Source organism: Chryseobacterium sp. ON_d1, assembly GCF_006829085.1.
Classification (GTDB): domain Bacteria; phylum Bacteroidota; class Bacteroidia; order Flavobacteriales; family Weeksellaceae; genus Chryseobacterium.
In genome coordinates this window covers 125,725-142,172 of record NZ_BJTC01000006.1, presented here as the reverse complement: position 1 = coordinate 142,172, position 16,448 = coordinate 125,725, and the positions used below count along the sequence as shown (strand labels likewise).

At 37.1% G+C, this 16,448-nt stretch carries 14 protein-coding genes and 2 tRNA genes; 10 read left to right on the top strand and 6 right to left on the bottom strand.

Translation table 11 applies throughout. The features are described 5' to 3' along the window. Positions 1-118 precede the first annotated feature (118 nt). From CRS_RS11085 to CRS_RS11075, 3 genes are all read right to left on the bottom strand, one after another. Positions 119-1,774, bottom strand: coding sequence for a peptide MFS transporter (locus CRS_RS11085; protein WP_142724128.1), 1,656 nt, complete (start codon positions 1,772-1,774; stop codon positions 119-121). 121 nt (positions 1,775-1,895) lie between these two features. After that, entirely contained in the window at positions 1,896-2,606 is a 711-nt protein-coding gene (locus CRS_RS11080; protein WP_142724127.1) for a hypothetical protein, read from the bottom strand. 8 nt (positions 2,607-2,614) lie between these two features. Continuing rightward, positions 2,615-4,744, bottom strand: a complete 2,130-nt coding sequence (locus tag CRS_RS11075) for a S9 family peptidase (RefSeq protein ID WP_142724126.1) — start codon at positions 4,742-4,744, stop codon at positions 2,615-2,617. 122 nt (positions 4,745-4,866) lie between these two features. Between CRS_RS11075 and CRS_RS11070 the strand changes: the two genes are divergently transcribed. Both CRS_RS11070 and CRS_RS11065 read left to right on the top strand, forming a co-directional pair. Further along, positions 4,867-5,340: a hypothetical protein gene (locus CRS_RS11070; protein WP_142724125.1), complete on the top strand. Its 474-nt coding sequence runs from the start codon at positions 4,867-4,869 to the stop codon at positions 5,338-5,340. Between the two features lie 11 nt (positions 5,341-5,351). Next, positions 5,352-5,540 carry a DUF6496 domain-containing protein gene (locus CRS_RS11065; RefSeq protein WP_065400615.1) on the top strand — a complete coding sequence of 63 codons (189 nt, stop codon included), beginning with the start codon at positions 5,352-5,354 and terminating at the stop codon, positions 5,538-5,540. Positions 5,541-5,619: 79 nt separating this feature from the next. On the opposite strand, the gene glgP is transcribed toward CRS_RS11065, so the two are convergent. Beyond that, a complete protein-coding gene (glgP, locus tag CRS_RS11060; RefSeq protein ID WP_142724124.1) occupies positions 5,620-7,284 on the bottom strand; it encodes an alpha-glucan family phosphorylase in 1,665 nt (554 codons plus the stop codon). A gap of 204 nt (positions 7,285-7,488) precedes the next feature. Here glgP and CRS_RS11055 point away from each other — a divergent pair, with 204 nt between their 5' ends. From CRS_RS11055 to CRS_RS11035, 5 genes are all read left to right on the top strand, one after another. Beyond that, complete coding sequence (locus CRS_RS11055; RefSeq protein WP_142724123.1) at positions 7,489-8,286, top strand: hypothetical protein; 798 nt, start codon at positions 7,489-7,491, stop codon at positions 8,284-8,286. 191 nt (positions 8,287-8,477) lie between these two features. Beyond that, positions 8,478-10,580 carry a T9SS type B sorting domain-containing protein gene (locus CRS_RS11050; protein WP_142724122.1) on the top strand — a complete coding sequence of 701 codons (2,103 nt, stop codon included), beginning with the start codon at positions 8,478-8,480 and terminating at the stop codon, positions 10,578-10,580. Positions 10,581-10,654: 74 nt separating this feature from the next. After that, positions 10,655-11,245 (top strand): DUF1572 domain-containing protein, encoded by a 591-nt coding sequence (locus CRS_RS11045; protein ID WP_142724121.1) that lies wholly within the window; start codon positions 10,655-10,657, stop codon positions 11,243-11,245. Between the two features lie 66 nt (positions 11,246-11,311). Continuing rightward, on the top strand, positions 11,312-12,658 hold the full coding sequence (mtaB, locus tag CRS_RS11040) for a tRNA (N(6)-L-threonylcarbamoyladenosine(37)-C(2))-methylthiotransferase MtaB (RefSeq protein ID WP_142724120.1): 1,347 nt from the start codon (positions 11,312-11,314) through the stop codon (positions 12,656-12,658). A 53-nt stretch (positions 12,659-12,711) separates the two neighbouring features. Continuing rightward, entirely contained in the window at positions 12,712-14,229 is a 1,518-nt protein-coding gene (locus tag CRS_RS11035; protein WP_142724119.1) for an FMN-binding glutamate synthase family protein, read from the top strand. Between the two features lie 76 nt (positions 14,230-14,305). Here the strand turns inward: CRS_RS11035 and CRS_RS11030 are convergent, their stop codons facing one another. Further along, positions 14,306-15,064 carry a TrkA C-terminal domain-containing protein gene (locus tag CRS_RS11030; RefSeq protein WP_142724118.1) on the bottom strand — a complete coding sequence of 253 codons (759 nt, stop codon included), beginning with the start codon at positions 15,062-15,064 and terminating at the stop codon, positions 14,306-14,308. A gap of 55 nt (positions 15,065-15,119) precedes the next feature. Here CRS_RS11030 and CRS_RS11025 point away from each other — a divergent pair, with 55 nt between their 5' ends. After that, positions 15,120-15,557 carry an RNA-binding S4 domain-containing protein gene (locus CRS_RS11025; protein WP_142724117.1) on the top strand — a complete coding sequence of 146 codons (438 nt, stop codon included), beginning with the start codon at positions 15,120-15,122 and terminating at the stop codon, positions 15,555-15,557. A 16-nt stretch (positions 15,558-15,573) separates the two neighbouring features. On the opposite strand, the gene CRS_RS11020 is transcribed toward CRS_RS11025, so the two are convergent. Further along, positions 15,574-16,089: a shikimate kinase gene (locus CRS_RS11020; RefSeq protein ID WP_142724116.1), complete on the bottom strand. Its 516-nt coding sequence runs from the start codon at positions 16,087-16,089 to the stop codon at positions 15,574-15,576. Between the two features lie 116 nt (positions 16,090-16,205). Here CRS_RS11020 and CRS_RS11015 point away from each other — a divergent pair. Further along, a tRNA-Lys gene (locus tag CRS_RS11015) sits at positions 16,206-16,278 on the top strand. Between the two features lie 35 nt (positions 16,279-16,313). Continuing rightward, a tRNA-Leu gene (locus CRS_RS11010) sits at positions 16,314-16,396 on the top strand. Positions 16,397-16,448 lie beyond the last annotated feature (52 nt).

Genomic DNA, 16,448 nt, shown 5'->3' with positions numbered 1-16,448 from the left:
TTGTTAAGACTGACAAATATAGTTTATTTTGGGTTTTTGGCAAGGTTTTAATTTTATTTTTAAATAAAAAAGCTGCGGAACTACTCCGCAGCTTGCTAATCGTTATAATATCAAATGATTAATGCCCTTTTTCCTTCATAATCTTATTCAGTCTTTTTAACATGGAAAGACCTAAAAGTGTCGCAAATATTAACAATGCGAAGTTAACAAGGAAATAATTGGTCTTGTTTTCATAATTGTACCATGTACTGGCCAGAATTCCTGAAAGCTTATTTCCCACAGAGTTGGCGAGGAAGAATCCTCCCATCATCAATGCTGTAATTCTTGCAGGAGAAAGCTTGGATACGAAGGAAAGTCCCATTGGAGAAAGGCAGAGCTCACCTACAGTAATAACTCCGTAGCTGGCAACCAGCCACAAAGGAGAAACCTTTACAGCACCGTTGTCTCCGGCCATTACTGCCAAAACCATCACCAGACAGGAAAGTCCGGAAATAAACAGCCCTAAAACAATTTTGGTAGGCGTTAAAGGTTCTTTTCCCTTTCTTCTCAGCAAAGCCCAGAATCCGACAATAACAGGAGTGAGAGCAATAACCCAAAACGGGTTGATAGACTGGAATAGCTCCGTATTGTACAGGTACACTTTATTTTGAGGACTTTTCTCAAGAACGGCCCGCTGCTCAGGAGATATGTTTTTAAAATAAACATCTTTTCCCATTTCTTTTTTAGTCTCTCCGTTATCATCTTTTTGAGAGCGGAACTGATTATCATAAACAGGTACTTCTTTGTCCTCATAGCTTTTTCCTTCCACCATATAAATTCCTTCCAGCGGTTTTTCAAGAGAAGCAGGAACACTTCTGTCTGTATAATAGTTGGCCCATCTCGTTAAGGCTGTACCGTTTTGTTTGAAAACAGCCCAGAAGAACATACTGATCAGGAATACAGAAAGTAAGGCTCCGATAGAAGCTTTCTCGTCCGGTTTGGCTTTAAAGTAAAGGGATGCGTAGAAATAAATGACAGGTATACATGCGAAAATGAAGGCATCCGTACTGTCACTCCCGAAAATATTATCAGGAATAAACCAGCCTATTGCTCCGGCAATAATAGCAGGAACGAACACTTTGATCAGAATCTCTGAAAGCTTGGTGTCTCCTTCCTGTACAGGTTTCATCTGTGCAGCGTGGATATAGTGCTTCCTTCCGACTGTAAATATAACCATGCCGATAAGCATTCCTACTCCGGCAGTGATAAAAGCTTCGCCCCAACCGAATTTATTACGCATGAAAGCCGCAATAATGTTACAGATAAATGCCCCGATATTGATGCCCATATAGAAAATATTATACCCGGAGTCTTTGTTGGCTTTGTAAGGTTCTTCAGAATAAAGATTTCCTAACAGCGTTGAAATAGTAGGTTTAAAGAAACCGTTTCCGATAATAATTAATGCAAGAGAGGTGTAAAACAGGGGCAAATCTTTAAAAACTCCCATTCCTATATATCCTGCAGCCATTAAAAAGCCTCCGAGATAAATAGATTTAATATATCCTAATACCCTGTCTGCCAGGAATCCTCCAATGAAAGGAGTCAGATAGGTTAATGCGATATATGTTCCGAAAATATCATCAGCAGTTTTATCTGGTAATCCAAGTCCGCCTTTCATACCCGTAGGCTCAATAACATACAGAACAAAGATTCCAAGAATCAGGTAGTACCCGAAACGCTCCCACATTTCTGTAAAAAAGAGATAGGGCAGCCCTTTAGGATGTTTAGTCTTCATATAATCAATTTTCAAATTCCCCAAAAATAGGTTTTTAATTTTAATTGATAAAATAAATAATACCGTCGCAAATGATTAATGAAATAAATAAAAGAATCCCCTCTGCAGTGAGGGGATTCTTTTATTTAGATTTTTTAGGAGCCATTGGAGGAGGTGGAGAAGTCATGATTTCTACCACATCTGTTCCTCTTTTTTCAGCTTTTACAATACCATTTACAAAATTTTCCATTTCATTTTTATTGGCTTCAAACTGATTGGCATAGGTATGAGTGGATACGCTACAGTAACCGCCGCTGGTAAGGTAGAGGTTGGCGATATATTCAAAGTCCAGCCCCTTGACATTGGCACTGTATTCAACATGAAGCACTTTAATTCCGTTAACAGTTCTGTATTCAGACTTTTTTAATTTAAAATAATCTGAATTTCTCTGGATAATGGGAATCAGAATATCCTTCAAATTCTTTAGGGTCTGAACCGGCATGATTTCACTGCCAAATAATGCATATACCGTAGAGTTTGAAAGATTGTTAAATGCATATTCAACAAAGGTGCTGCTTTCAGGAGCTTTTACGATTTTCCATTTTTTAGGATTATAATAAAATCCTCCATCAACGTTTTTACTTTTTACAATGAAGGTAGACTCTTTTGTTTTTTCAAATAATTCATCATTGGTCGTAATCGTTTCGAGAGTTTTTTCGTCACTTTCGTTTACAAATTTCCATGTTTTATTCTCTAAAAGAACTACTTCTTTTCCATCCTCTGTTAATGCTTTTATCTGAGACCTAACAGAAAAGGATAATAAAATACATGCTGATAAAATAATTTTTTTCATTGCGGATATTATAAATTATTCAAAATGAAATCCGTCATTTTCTGATAGAGCTGTGGTCTTGTCTGTCCACCATAAATTCCGTGGTTTTTATCAGGATAAGCCATGAAATCAAACTGTTTTTTATTTTGAATCAAAGCTTCAGAAAACTCCATAGAATTCTGGAAGTGAACATTGTCATCAGCCGTTCCGTGGATTAATAAGAACTTTCCTTTCAAAAGGTTAGAATATTCTGTAGGAGAGTTTTTATCATATCCATCAGGGTTTTCCTGAGGAGTTCTCATGAATCTTTCTGTGTACACAGAATCATAATATCTCCAGTTGGTTACCGGTGCAACAGCAATTCCCATCTTGAAAACATCTGCCCCTTTTGTCATGGCCAGGCTGGTCATATACCCACCAAAGCTCCATCCGAACATTCCTATTCTGCTTTTATCAATATAAGATTGGTTTCCAAACCACTTTGCAGCAGTGATCTGATCTTCAATCTCGTATTTTCCTAAGTTCATATAGGTTACTTTCTTGTATTTTGCTCCTTTGTAACCGGTTCCACGCCCGTCCACACAAGCGACAATATATCCTTTTTGCACAAGATGGTTGAACCACATAGCATTTCCGTTATCCCATGAGTTTGCTACCTGCTGAGATCCCGGTCCGGAGTATTGGAACATAAATAACGGATATTTTTTATTCGGGTCAAAATTTTTAGGCTTCATGATCCAGGCATTCATCTGATCGCCAACAGCATTCGGAATGGTGATGAATTCTTTTTCAACAAAATTATCTGCTTTTAACTTCTGTAGCTGATCATTGTTGTTCTGAAGTTCTTTCACCGCTTTTCCGTTACCATCTTTTAAAACATAAGTATATGGTCTTGCAGCGGTAGAAGAAGTTTCAATGAAATAGTTGTAGTTCTTGCTGAAATTGGCAGAATTGTTTCCTTCCGCATTGGAAATCAGCTGAGTTTTTCCGTTTTCGATATTTACTTTGGAAACAACCTTATTGATACTTCCTTTTTCAGTGGTCTGAACGTAGATTTCTTTAGATTTTGGATTAAATCCATAATAATCGGTTACTTCCCAATTCCCTTTGGTAATCTGTTTTTTCAGCTTGCCGTCTTTATCATACCAGTAAAGGTGTCGGTTTCCGTCTCTTTCAGAAGCCCAAAGGAAAGAATCATCTTCAAGGAATTCCAGCGTAGGACTGTCCGTGTCAATCCATTTGTCATCTGTTTCAGTAAATAATTTCTGAACAGCACCAGTTTTGGTGTTTACTTTTAAGATATCTGAAGCATTCTGGATTCTCTCAGAAGTAATTAAAACAATTTCATCAGGCTTTGCTGTCTGGAATACATTCGGGATGTAATAGTTTTTAAAAGAACCCAGGTTTAACTGCATTGTTTTTCCGCTGTCAAGGCGGTATAATTGTGCTGAAACTACAGAGTTTTTCTCTCCGGCCTTCGGATATTTATAGCGCATTTCAGCCGGATAAAGGGTTTTTCCATAAATTGGAATATAAATTTCCGGAACCTGGCTTTCATCAGACTTTACAAATACGATCGCATCAGAATTCTTTGTCCATTCATATTGTCTTGCATGTCCGAATTCCTCTTCATATACCCAATCTGCCAAACCATTCAGGATTGAATTCTTTTTACCGTCAGTAGTAATCTGTATGATTTTTCCAGAAGTAAGATCCTGATAGAAAAGATTATTTTCAGAAATAAAGGCCACTTTTGTAGCATCAGGTGAAAATGTGGGTTCCTGAACCGGTTTTCCTTCATTCAGACTGATTATTTTTCCGGACTTTAAATCTTTAACATCGAATTTTCCCAGAAAAGAATGTCTGTAAATAGGCTGACTCCCCACCTGTAAAAGGATTTTAGATTCATCATCAGAAAAGATATAGCTTTCAAACTTTCCGTCTACAAGATTACCTTCCTTTTGTGAAGTTTTGTAAGAATATTTTGCAATTCCTGATGGTTCGATAACAAGATAGTTTTCTCCGTTTTTCATGGAAGTAATCCCCGCAATGCCTTTTCCGCGGTAATATCCAGAATATATTTTATCTAAAGTGATTTCCTGTGCTGACAGATTTTGAAATACAGCCGCTACAGTAAGAGTTAAAAGTAGTTTTTTCATTTCTAATTAGTAATGGATTTCAAAGATAATGATTTTATTAAAATGTGTAAAAAAGCTTTTGAAATACGCTTTTTGGCAAAAAAATTGAATATCATTATCTATAATCAAATCAAATAATAATTATGGAAACGAATGCATACAACCAGAAACTCAACCGTTATGTATTAAACGACCGGATTGTTTACACAGGTTTTTCCAGTTTTAAGGACGCTGAAGAATGTGCTCATAAAAAAGGAGGAACATTGGTGGAAGTCGTATTCAGAGACGGAAATGATAATCCCGAAATTACTGATGAAGCGGGTTTGATAGAAAAAAAACTTCATTACTATGTGTATGCAGGCGATGAATATAAATTTATCCATTCTTCAGATCCGGGGTTCAGAAAATATGCGGATGAACTGCAGAAAATCAAAGCCAAACAACAGCAGTCTCCGCCGGATGAAAGATATTTTGCCAATTTTGAAATTGAAAATGCGGAAGACCCGATCATTGTGATTAAAAATGATCATTTTGAATCGGTAACATCGAGAGAGCGTTCAAAATATTTGAAACATGCCTGCGTTTATGAATTAGGGGTATCCCTGCCAAAATCTTAAAAAAAAATATCATGAGCAAGACTAAATATTCAGAAAAAGCTCAGGACAAAGTAGGAAAAGTGATGCACGAATTCAAGGAAGGAAAACTGAAGTCTTCTTCCGGAAAGAAAGTGACAAGCAGAAAACAAGCCGTAGCTATCGGTATTTCTGAAGCGAGAGAAAAAGGCCTTAAAGTGCCTGCCAAGAAAAAAAGTAAATAAACTTAATAAAAATGCCCGGAAAACTTCCGGGCATTTTTGTTGAAGAGCAAAAATGGCAAGTGTGCCTATTCGCTTTTTATTATTTCGATTCGTTATAAAGCACTCTGTAATATTCATCCGCCATCCTGTCACTGTTAAAGTGATCCTTAACATCATTCATAGCATTGTATTGGATTTTTCTCCACTCATCGGGACGATCGTAGTAAGTGGGAAGTATTTCGTTTTCAAGGATTTCATATAATTGGTTTAAATCATAATTATCCTGTTCATAGATACTCATGTTCAGGTAATCTGCTTTAGGGACTACAAAAGAGTTTTCCTTATGTTTGGCAAATTCCGGGATCCAGCCGTCATCTGTGGATAAGTTCACAGATCCGTTCATTGCGGCCGTCATCCCTGAGGTTCCGGATGCTTCCCTTGGAACCCGTGGGTTGTTAAGCCACACATCAGATCCTTGTTTTAAAGATTTACTTAAAGAAAGCTCATATCCTGTAAGGACAGCCATGTTTTTATGATTTTTGCTTTCTTCAACTAATGTATTGAAAGTAGAAATGGCAGAGTAATCCATTGGGTAAGGTTTTCCTGCCCAGATAATCTGTACCGGATATTTAGGATGGTTCAGCAGTCTGTAAAATCTTTCTTTATCATGTAAAAGAAGTTCTGCACGCTTATACCCTGCAAATCTTCTGGCCCATACAATGGTAAAAATATTAGGGTTAAATAAATTTCCTGTTTGATCTGCAACAATGCTGAACAGTTTTTTCTTTAAATATTTTTTGCGGAAGTCGAAAACAGTGGCATCATTTTCATCCTTTGCGTTATATAAAGGTTTGTCTGCCCAATATTTAAATTCCTGAGCATTGGTGATAGAAGTTATTTCGCAGATGCCGGGATATTTACTCCACAGGGCTCTTGAAACTACACCATGAAGCTGAGAAACCCCATTGGCCATTCTTGCCATTCTTAATGCACAAAGAGAATGGTTGAAGCGGTCATCATCAGAGCCCTCAATTTTTTTTACTTCTTCCATGCTGTAGCCTGAAAAATAGGACATGTCATAGCATAATCTGAAGCTGTGCTTTTCATTACCTGCTTCTTCAGGAGTATGGGTTGTGAAAACGAGTTTTTCTTTCACTTTATTAAGGTCCCCGTTGTATTTTTTCAGAAGATAAAAGGCGGCCGGAAGTCCATGAGCTTCATTAAGGTGGTAAACCTCTCTTTCAATATTCATTTCATCCAGTAACTTGGCACCACCTTTTCCTAATAAAATATATTGGGCAAGCTTTGTAGATTCATTGGCATCGTACAGCTTATGGCAGATCGTTTTGGAAACATGATCATTTTCCGGAACATCTGTAGAAAGGAAAAACATGGGTGCTGTATTGAAAATTTCAGGATCAAGGTACCATACTTTTACCCAGACCGGAGCACTGTGGATCTCGATTTGGAATTTGATTCCGGTGTCTTCAAGGAAGCTGTACATTTTCCTTGTCCATACGGGCTGTAAAGTCTGATCGTGATTTCTGGCCTGGTCATAATAGCCGAATTTCCATAAAATTCCGATTCCGATAAGATCTTGTTTCAGGTTATAAGCACTTCTCATGTGAGATCCTGCAAGAAAGCCAAGTCCGCCCGAATATATTTTCAGTACTTGCTCAAGAGCAAATTCCATCGAGAAATAGACTGTTTTTTTGGAATATTGAGGATTGATATTGTAAGGTATTCTGAAATTCCTGAAATCCATAAATGTGGGTTTGTGTTTAAAAAAACAAAGGTATTAATTATGAAAATAAACTTTACATTAATTAATAGATAAATTATTTTTAAAACAAAGCATTGAATTGTTTTTTTACTTATCTTTAAGTGTGTAAATTTTTGATTATCAAAAACTTTTAATGATGAAAGCCAATGGCTGCATGTGTTCTTTAATTAAATAAAAAAATCACACATGAAAAAGACGTTTTCTGATGAAGATCTGATCAAGAATCTGAGTTTATATTACCTGAACAGGCATTTGAAAAAAAAGCCCATAGAGAAGTATCACCGTACCATAGACGAATCTCCGCTTCATGACCGTGAAAAGTACAGAAAAAAATCTGAGATTCTTCTTCTCAACTCTTTTATGCATCATTTCCCCGAAGTCAAATTTGAAAACCTTACCTGCGAGAGTCCGGACTTTATCGCAAAACTTAACGACAAAAAAATTGGAATAGAACTGACTGAAGTAATCAATCATCTGGAAATGAAGAAAGTGGAAAGTACTTTGAATAAGATGTTCCGTCAGGCAGAAATATTATTAGAACAGGAAGACACTACGAAATATCGTGGTGTTTATTTTTTAGAATTCCACCCGGAAACTAAATTTGATAATCTGGAAGTGCAGCAGGAAAATATCATCAGTATTTACAAAAGCATTAAAAGAAATAAACCCGTTGGCTGTGTAAAAAGTGTAAGAAAGTCTTTCCACCGGAGAAATGTTTTTATTACCCATGAATACAGTATGAATCTGTTTGATGAATTGTGCTCTGAAAAGATTCTGGAACTTATTGAAAAGAAGAATGAAAAATTTCCTTATTACGATACATCTGTAGATGAGTGCTGGCTGGTTATTGTTTCTGATATGAATTCTATTGCCTCAAGGTATACTTTTATTCAGGATAAAGAGCATCTGAAAGAAGTGAAAAGTCCTTTTCATAAAATATTTCACCTTGAAAATCTGTGTGGAAATATCACAAGCATAAAGTAGTGTTTTTCGTTTGGTTATTTTGTGTTTTAATTTTGAATAATATGAATAATTCTAAATTATTTGATGTTTTAATTTAAAATAGTTTAAAATTATTTAGTTTTTATTGTTTGTAATTAAATTATGGGTATATTTGATGTGCATTGAGTATCAATGTGATGTATAGCTAGTGTAACCATAAAAACATGTAATCTATGAGAAAACTTCTACTATTTGTATTTTTAAGCCTCTCTCATACTTTCTATGCTCAGGCGGATTGTGCCACTGCACTTTCAGTTTGTGGAAACTCAAATATCACTTATAGTCCAACGGGATATGGTAATATAAAAGAATTGGTCAACTCGGGAAGTTGTATAGACTTTACCGGGGAACATAATTCAATTTGGTATAAAATTACTATTGCTACAGGAGGAACCCTCACTTTCGATCTGGTACCGAATAATCCGGATGCCGATTATGACTGGGCTATTTTTGGTCCTAATGTGACCTGCGGTACTTTGGGTTCACCCATACGTTGTAACGCGGCGACGGTTATAGGGCCTGGTCCTGCTACAGGATTGAATATGACAAGTACTCTTTTAAGTGCTGCAGGAGGTTCTCTGACTCCTTATTGCAAATATCTTGATGTTTTGCCAGGGCAGACCTATTATTTATTTATTGATAACTGGGTGAGCAGTACCAGTTCTACCACAGCTCCGTTTTCTTTGACATGGGGCGGAACTGCAACGCTGGCTTCACCATTTACAGATCCCAATATTCAGACTCAGCCATTTAATCCTCCCGGAATTCCGGCAGCCAATCCTGCTGATCCAAGAGAAGTTGTAATTTGCTCTGCTACTGCTTTATTTGATTTTTCTACACTATCTTCCGGAATTCTCAACGGAAATCAAAACTTTGGAGTAAGTTATCATCTGAGTCAGAATGAGGCCTTAACAGGGAATAATCCTATCACAGCTCCTATCACAGTCAATACAACAACAGTTTACTATTACAGTATCAATTATACTGATCCCACCAATGCCGCCAATCCGCTTAATAAATGTAAACAGGTCGGAACATTTAAATTTAAAAATGGCTCTATTACGGCTAAGAATGCAACATTGACCGAGTGTAACAATAATAATGCAGGTACCGCTTTATTTGATTTAACAACAGCGGATGTCATTTCAAACCCAAATGTTATTAAAAAATATTATCACACGATGGCTGATCTCAATACCGGGACCAATGAAATAACCACCCCAATGGCATTTGTGTCTGCAGAGGGAATCATCTATGTGAAAGTAATCTCGGAATTCGGCTGTACCGCAGTGGCACAGATTACCCTGAAATTCTACCCGGTTGTAGTAGTCAATGAAGCGACCCTGAGGTCATGCTTTATAGAATCCAATCCGTCAACAGCCTCTTTCAATCTTGTTAATGCTTCGGTAACAGGGCAGACTAATCCTACAAAAAAATATTATCCATCATTGACAGATGCTGTCAGTCAGACAAATGAGATTCTGAATGCCAATAACTATATTGCACCTAATGGATTTGTATATGTAAGAGTTTCTGATGCCCAGGGATGTTATAATATAGCAAAGATCACTTTAGCGGTTATTCCACCGGTATATTCTGATAAGCTTAAAGATGTGACTATCTGTGCGGAAGACCAGACAATACTGGATGCAGGACCTGGATTTAAGAGTTATGAGTGGAGTACTGGAGCGACTACACAGACCATCAAAGCAGGGATAGGAGTATATTGGGTAAAGCTTAAAACAGGAGAATGTATCACGACACAGACTGTAAAAGTGCTCCCTTCAGAGCAGCCGGTGGTTTCCGGTATTGATATTTCGAATAATACAATCACGGTATCTGTAATTGGAGGAACACCTGCCTACAAGTATTCAATAGATAATATCATCTGGCAGGATTCCAATGTTTTCAATAACCTTTCAAGAGGAGACCATAAAGTATATGTAAAAGATGCTTATGACTGTGATCCTATAGAAATCGGAATCGTTGTGCCTAATCTGATCAATGTAATTACCCCTAATGCAGACGGAATAAATGATGTGATCGACTATTCCGCACTGGCCAACAAACAAAACCTGATCATGAATATTTTTGACCGGTACGGAAATAAGATCTTCCAGGCAGACAGGTCAAATGGTTATAAATGGGATGGTACCCAGGGCGGAAGAAGAGTCCCTACAGGAACCTACTGGTATTCTATCACATGGAATGAAAATGATAAAAAGAATACAGCAATTAAATACACAGGCTGGGTTCTGGTGAAAAACAGGGAATAATAAATAAAACATATAGATAAAACCACTTCAAACGAAGTGGTTTTTATTTTAAATTAGATATCAAAATAGAAAGAATGAAAGGCCTGTTTGTAAAACGCTTTGAATACTATAAATCGCTTGGTGATAAAACCTTTAATCAGCTTACGGAGGAGCAGCTGTTCTGGCAGTATAATGATGAAAGTAATTCTATTGCCATAATAGTAAAGCATATTGCTGGAAATATGCTTTCAAGATGGACCAATTTCCTTACAGAAGATGGAGAAAAATCTTCTCGTAACCGTGATGACGAATTTGTCAACTCTTTTACAACTAAAGAGGAAGTCCTTGAGTATTGGGAAAAAGGCTGGATCTGTTTTTTTAATGCTCTTGACAAAATAAATGATGAGAATCTTTATTCAACAATATATATCAGGGGAGAAGCCCATTCTGTGATAGATGCTGTTATGCGTCAATTGGCTCATTATCCTTATCACATCGGGCAGATCGTGTATATTGCTAAAATGATAAAAAATGAAGACTGGAATACACTTTCTATAGCCAGAAACCGTTCTCAGGAGTTTAATACAGAAATGAAAACCAGATTTTCAAACCCGGATCAGGAAATCAATTCATCACCTGTCTGTTTTCAAAACAGTCCCGAAGTGAGGGGCGAATATAAACAATAGATTGAATCAATCTTGCATTCTTATTAAAATTACTATCTTTGCACCCATAAAATTCAGGAGTAACAAATGTCAACTTTTCACAGAACTGCCGCGTTTCATACACTGGGCTGCAAATTAAACTTTGCAGAAACATCTACTATTGCCCGTCAATTAACAGATGCAGGTTATGAGAAGGTAAGTTTTGATGAAAAAGCGAATGTGTATGTTATCAATACATGTTCTGTGACAGAAAATGCTGACCGTGAATGTAAACTTCACGTAAAAAGAGCAATGAAAGCCAATCCGGAAGGACTGGTAGTAATTGTTGGATGCTATGCACAGCTGAAACCCGAAGAAATTTCACAGATTGAAGGTGTTGATCTTGTTTTGGGAGCAAAAGAAAAATTCAATATTCTGAGTTATCTTGACGATTTGGAGAAATCTGAAAATGAAGGAGTAGTTCATTCATGTGAAATTGAAGAAACCGATTTTTTTATCGGAAGTTATTCTATTGGAGACAGAACCAGAGCTTTCCTGAAAGTACAGGATGGCTGCGACTATAAATGTACCTACTGTACCATTCCATTGGCTAGAGGAATTTCACGTTCTGATACCATAGAAAATGTACTCAGAAATGCCACGGAGATCGCTGCAAAAGACATCAAAGAAATTGTTCTTACCGGTGTAAATATCGGTGATTACGGTAAAGGAGAGTTTGGAAATAAAAGACACGAGCATACTTTTCTTGATCTTATTTCAGAGCTGGATAAAGTAGATGGAATAGAAAGAATTCGCATATCTTCTATTGAACCCAACCTTTTAAAAGATGAAAGTATTGAACTGGTTTCTAAAAGCAGAAGCTTCGTTCCTCATTTTCACATTCCTTTACAGTCCGGAAGTGATGAGCTCCTGAAAAAAATGAAGCGTCGTTACCTGACTAAACTTTATAATGACAGAGTGAACAAGATCCGCGAGGTAATGCCTGATGCGGCTATCGGTGTCGATGTTATTGTAGGATTCCCGGGAGAAACAGAGGAAAGATTTATGGAAACGTATAATTTCCTTAATGAGCTTCCTATTACTTACCTTCACGTATTTACCTATTCTGAAAGAGAAAATACTGAAGCTGCTGCAATGGATGGAGTAGTTCCTATAGCAGAAAGGAAAAAGCGTAATAAAATGTTGAGAATTCTTTCTGAGAAGAAGAAAATGGCATTTTACCAGACGCAACTTGGAAAGACACTTCCTGTTCTTTGGGAGCACGAAAATAAAGATGGGAAAATGTTTGGCTTCACAGAAAATTATGTGAGAGTTCAGAAAGACTTTGATCCTGCATCCGTAAATCAAATTGAATTTCTGAATTTAGAAAAAATCCTGTCAGATGGCACGGTTTCTGTGCAATCTTCTTACCAAAATTTTTTAGCAAAAGCATAGGCTCTTTGCAAAAATTCTACTAAATTTATTTTTAAACTTTAAATACTACATTCATGAGAGATAAGTTTTTATCTTGGGGAATCGTATTGGTAGTTGCTACATGGATTATAGCAATACTGATCAGAGCGCATTATTGGATACCAACGCTGTTATCCGCAATTTATGCATTGGGTGTTTACAATGCGTACCAATCGAAACATGCTATTTTGCGAAACTTTCCTGTATTAGGATATTTCCGGTATTTTTTCGAGAGTATTTCACCTGAAATGCAACAATACTTCATTGAAAGGGAGACAGACGGGAAACCGTTTCCAAGAAACCAGCGTTCTGCAGTATACAGACGTGCAAAAAATTTAAGTGATACAGTAGCTTTCGGAACACAGCTGGAAGTGAACCACAGGAAATATGAAGGAATCAAGCACTCTATTTACGCAAAGTCACCATCAGAAGAACTTCCGAGAGTGTGGGTAGGAGGTGAGCAGTGTACACAGCCTTACCATGCTTCTTTATTCAATATCTCTGCTATGAGTTTCGGAGCGTTGAGTGACAGAGCACAGATTTCTCTGAACAGAGGAGCAAAAAAAGGAAACTTTTATCATAACACCGGAGAAGGAGGAATTTCACCTTACCATATGGAAGGAGGAGATCTGTGCTGGCAGATTGGAACAGGGTATTTTGGATGCCGTGACGACGAGGGAAAATTCAATCCTGAATTATTTACCAAATATGCTACCCTTCCGAATGTAAAAATGATTGAAATCAAATTGTCACAGGGAGCAAAACCGGGGCATGGGGGTGTCCTTCCAGGGGTGAAAAATACTCCGGAAATTGCAGCGATCCGCCACGTAACACCGGGAATGACCGTTATTTCGCCACCATCACATACAGCTTTCTCCGATGCTGCTGGGCTGTTGAGGTTTGTACAGCAATTGAGGGATCTTTCCGGAGGAAAGCCGGTTGGCTTTAAACTTTGTATCGGAGATACTAGAGAATTTGAAGATATCTGTGTACAAATGAATGTCCTGAAGATTTATCCGGACTTTATCACGATAGACGGAGCGGAAGGAGGAACAGGTGCCGCGCCACCGGAATTCTCGGATGGAGTAGGGATGCCATTAGAACCCGCTTTGATTTTTGTAAACAGAACGCTTAATAATTATAATGTAAGAAGCAAATTAAGAGTAATTGCCAGCGGCAAGGTGCTTACGAGTCTTGATATCCTGAGAGCAGTGGCCATGGGAGCTGATATGTGTAACAATGCAAGAGGGTTTATGTTCTCTTTAGGATGTATTCAGGCATTGAGATGTAATTCAAACAACTGTCCTACAGGAGTAGCAACGCAGGATAAGATGCTTATTAAAGGACTTGATGTGACAGATAAAGCAGAAAGAGTATATCACTTCCATAAAAACACACTGCATACTTGTAATGAGCTGATTGCAGCAGCAGGAAGAAATTCTTACGAAGAGGTAGATGCCACTATGTTCATGAGAGGAGATGAGTTTGATCACCTTGCAGATCTATATTTCCCGGATATCTTAGGGAATGTAAAGCAGAAAGCAAGATCGTAATTCTGTAGAATACTGATATAAATAAACCCCGCAACAATGATTGCGGGGTTATTATTTTATTTAAACTTAATATTATTTATGGCCTGTCTGCTCTTCCGTATACCTGGAAGTTGAAAACAAAAGTCTTATTTCTAAGTGAAACAGAACTGTAGCCTGTATAATATGGATCTCTTGCAAAAGCAGCTCTTGAAGGAACAATAATTACTCCCTGTAGATTATAAGGTGATCCGCTGGAATAATCTTTAAATGCTGTAAACTTCTGCATAGCTTCATTAAATCCTTCAATTGTATAATAGCTTGGTTGTTTTGCAGCGTCAGTTGTTGCGTTTGCTATCAATGGATCCTTCTTGCCTTCCACATTAGAAATATAATAAAATTTAGGATCAATTATAGGAATACCACTTCCGTTGATTGTGTTTACAAAGGATGTCGAAGAAGTAAATGAAGACTGTCCGTCTGTATTAATTGCAAGATAAGTGGTAGCTTTCATCATTAAGGTAAGGATGTCATTATTTTTAATGACCTGATCAGCACCTGGGTTTACAGGCTGAGCTCCGTTTCTGACGATATAGATGGTTCCTGAAGGAAGCGTTACAGGATTCAGTTCAGATAGTTTTTTCTCATTATCATCTGTAGTATCCGTAGAACTGAATGCTTTTATATTACCTTGTGCGTCAAGATAGTTTTCATCCATGAATTTCTTAATGGCCTGATCATCATAGCTGTTTTGTGTTGCAATGTCTTCCGGCTCTACATAGGTGTCAATCGAATCATCTTTTTTACATGCAGAAAAACACAAAGATCCTGCAAGGATATATAAAAATATTTTTTTCATTTCAAAAAACTTTAATTACTTTACAAATAATATAACGGCAAAAGTATAAAAAATTATGAGAATAGATAAATTTTTATGGAGCATTCGTTTTTATAAGACGAGAAGTATTGCAGCAGAGGAGATTAAAAAGAACAGAGTTTCTATAGGAACGTCTGCCGTAAAGTCATCTAAGGAGGTAAAAGAGGGGGATACGATTAAAATCCGTAAGAATCAGATTGATTATAAAATAAAGGTAATTCAGATTCCTAAAAGCAGGATAGGAGCCAAACTGGTACCGCTTCATATCCAGGATGTGACTGATAAAGAACAATATGAATTGCTGAAACTTCGTAAGATGTCACAAGACTATTACCGAAATAAAGGAGAGGGAAGGCCTACTAAAAAAGACAGAAGAGAAATGGATGAATATGTAGGAAATGATATCGACTCAGACTTTACAGACTGGGATGATTTCTTTGGAGAGGTAGATGGTGAAGCGGATGATGAAGATTAAATAAAAAATAAAAGCTCTAGAGATAGAGCTTTTCTATTATTTCGTTAACAATATCTTCTGGCTCCCGGGAATCTGTTCCCACGCTAAACTGAGCCTTACTGTAAAATTGATTCCTTTCAAATAAATGCTTGGCGATGAATTCCGGCAGGTCTTCATCAGATATGTTGGCAATCAATGGCCTTTTTTCTTTCTGTTTTGAAAGTCTTTCAACTAATGTTCCCACAGAGCTTCTTAGAAACACACTTTGGGAGTTATGATTGATGATCTCCATATTGTTATAATATACAGGAGTTCCTCCGCCGAGGCTTAAAACCACATTCTCTTCTGATGCCAATATCTCTTCCAGAGCCTCTCTTTCCAGCTTTCTAAAGTAAATCTCCCCCTTCTTTTCGAAAATTTCAGGAATGGTTAATTTATTTCTTCTGGAAATCTCTTTATCGAGGTCAATTAATTTAAAATTGATTTTTTCGCTTAATATTTTGGAAATGTGAGATTTGCCACTTCCCATGTATCCGATCAATGAAATTACCATGAATTTTTTTTAAACAAATTTGCGAAAAAGTTTTGAGATAAAGAAAAAAGTCATATCTTTGCACCACTTAAAACAAGGGACATTACTTAAATGAAAACTTGTTATAATAAGTGGCCGACTCGGTAGCTCAGCTGGTAGAGCAATACACTTTTAATGTATGGGTCCTGGGTTCGAATCCCAGCCGGGTCACTAGCAATAAAAATTACTTGATTTGTGATTTTATTGCCTGCGTGGTGAAATTGGTAGACACGCCATCTTGAGGGGGTGGTTTCCTAAGGATGTGCTGGTTCGAGTCCAGTCGCAGGCACTGCAAAGAAAATTTATAATTAATATTGAAATTTATTTCATTTAATTGTGGC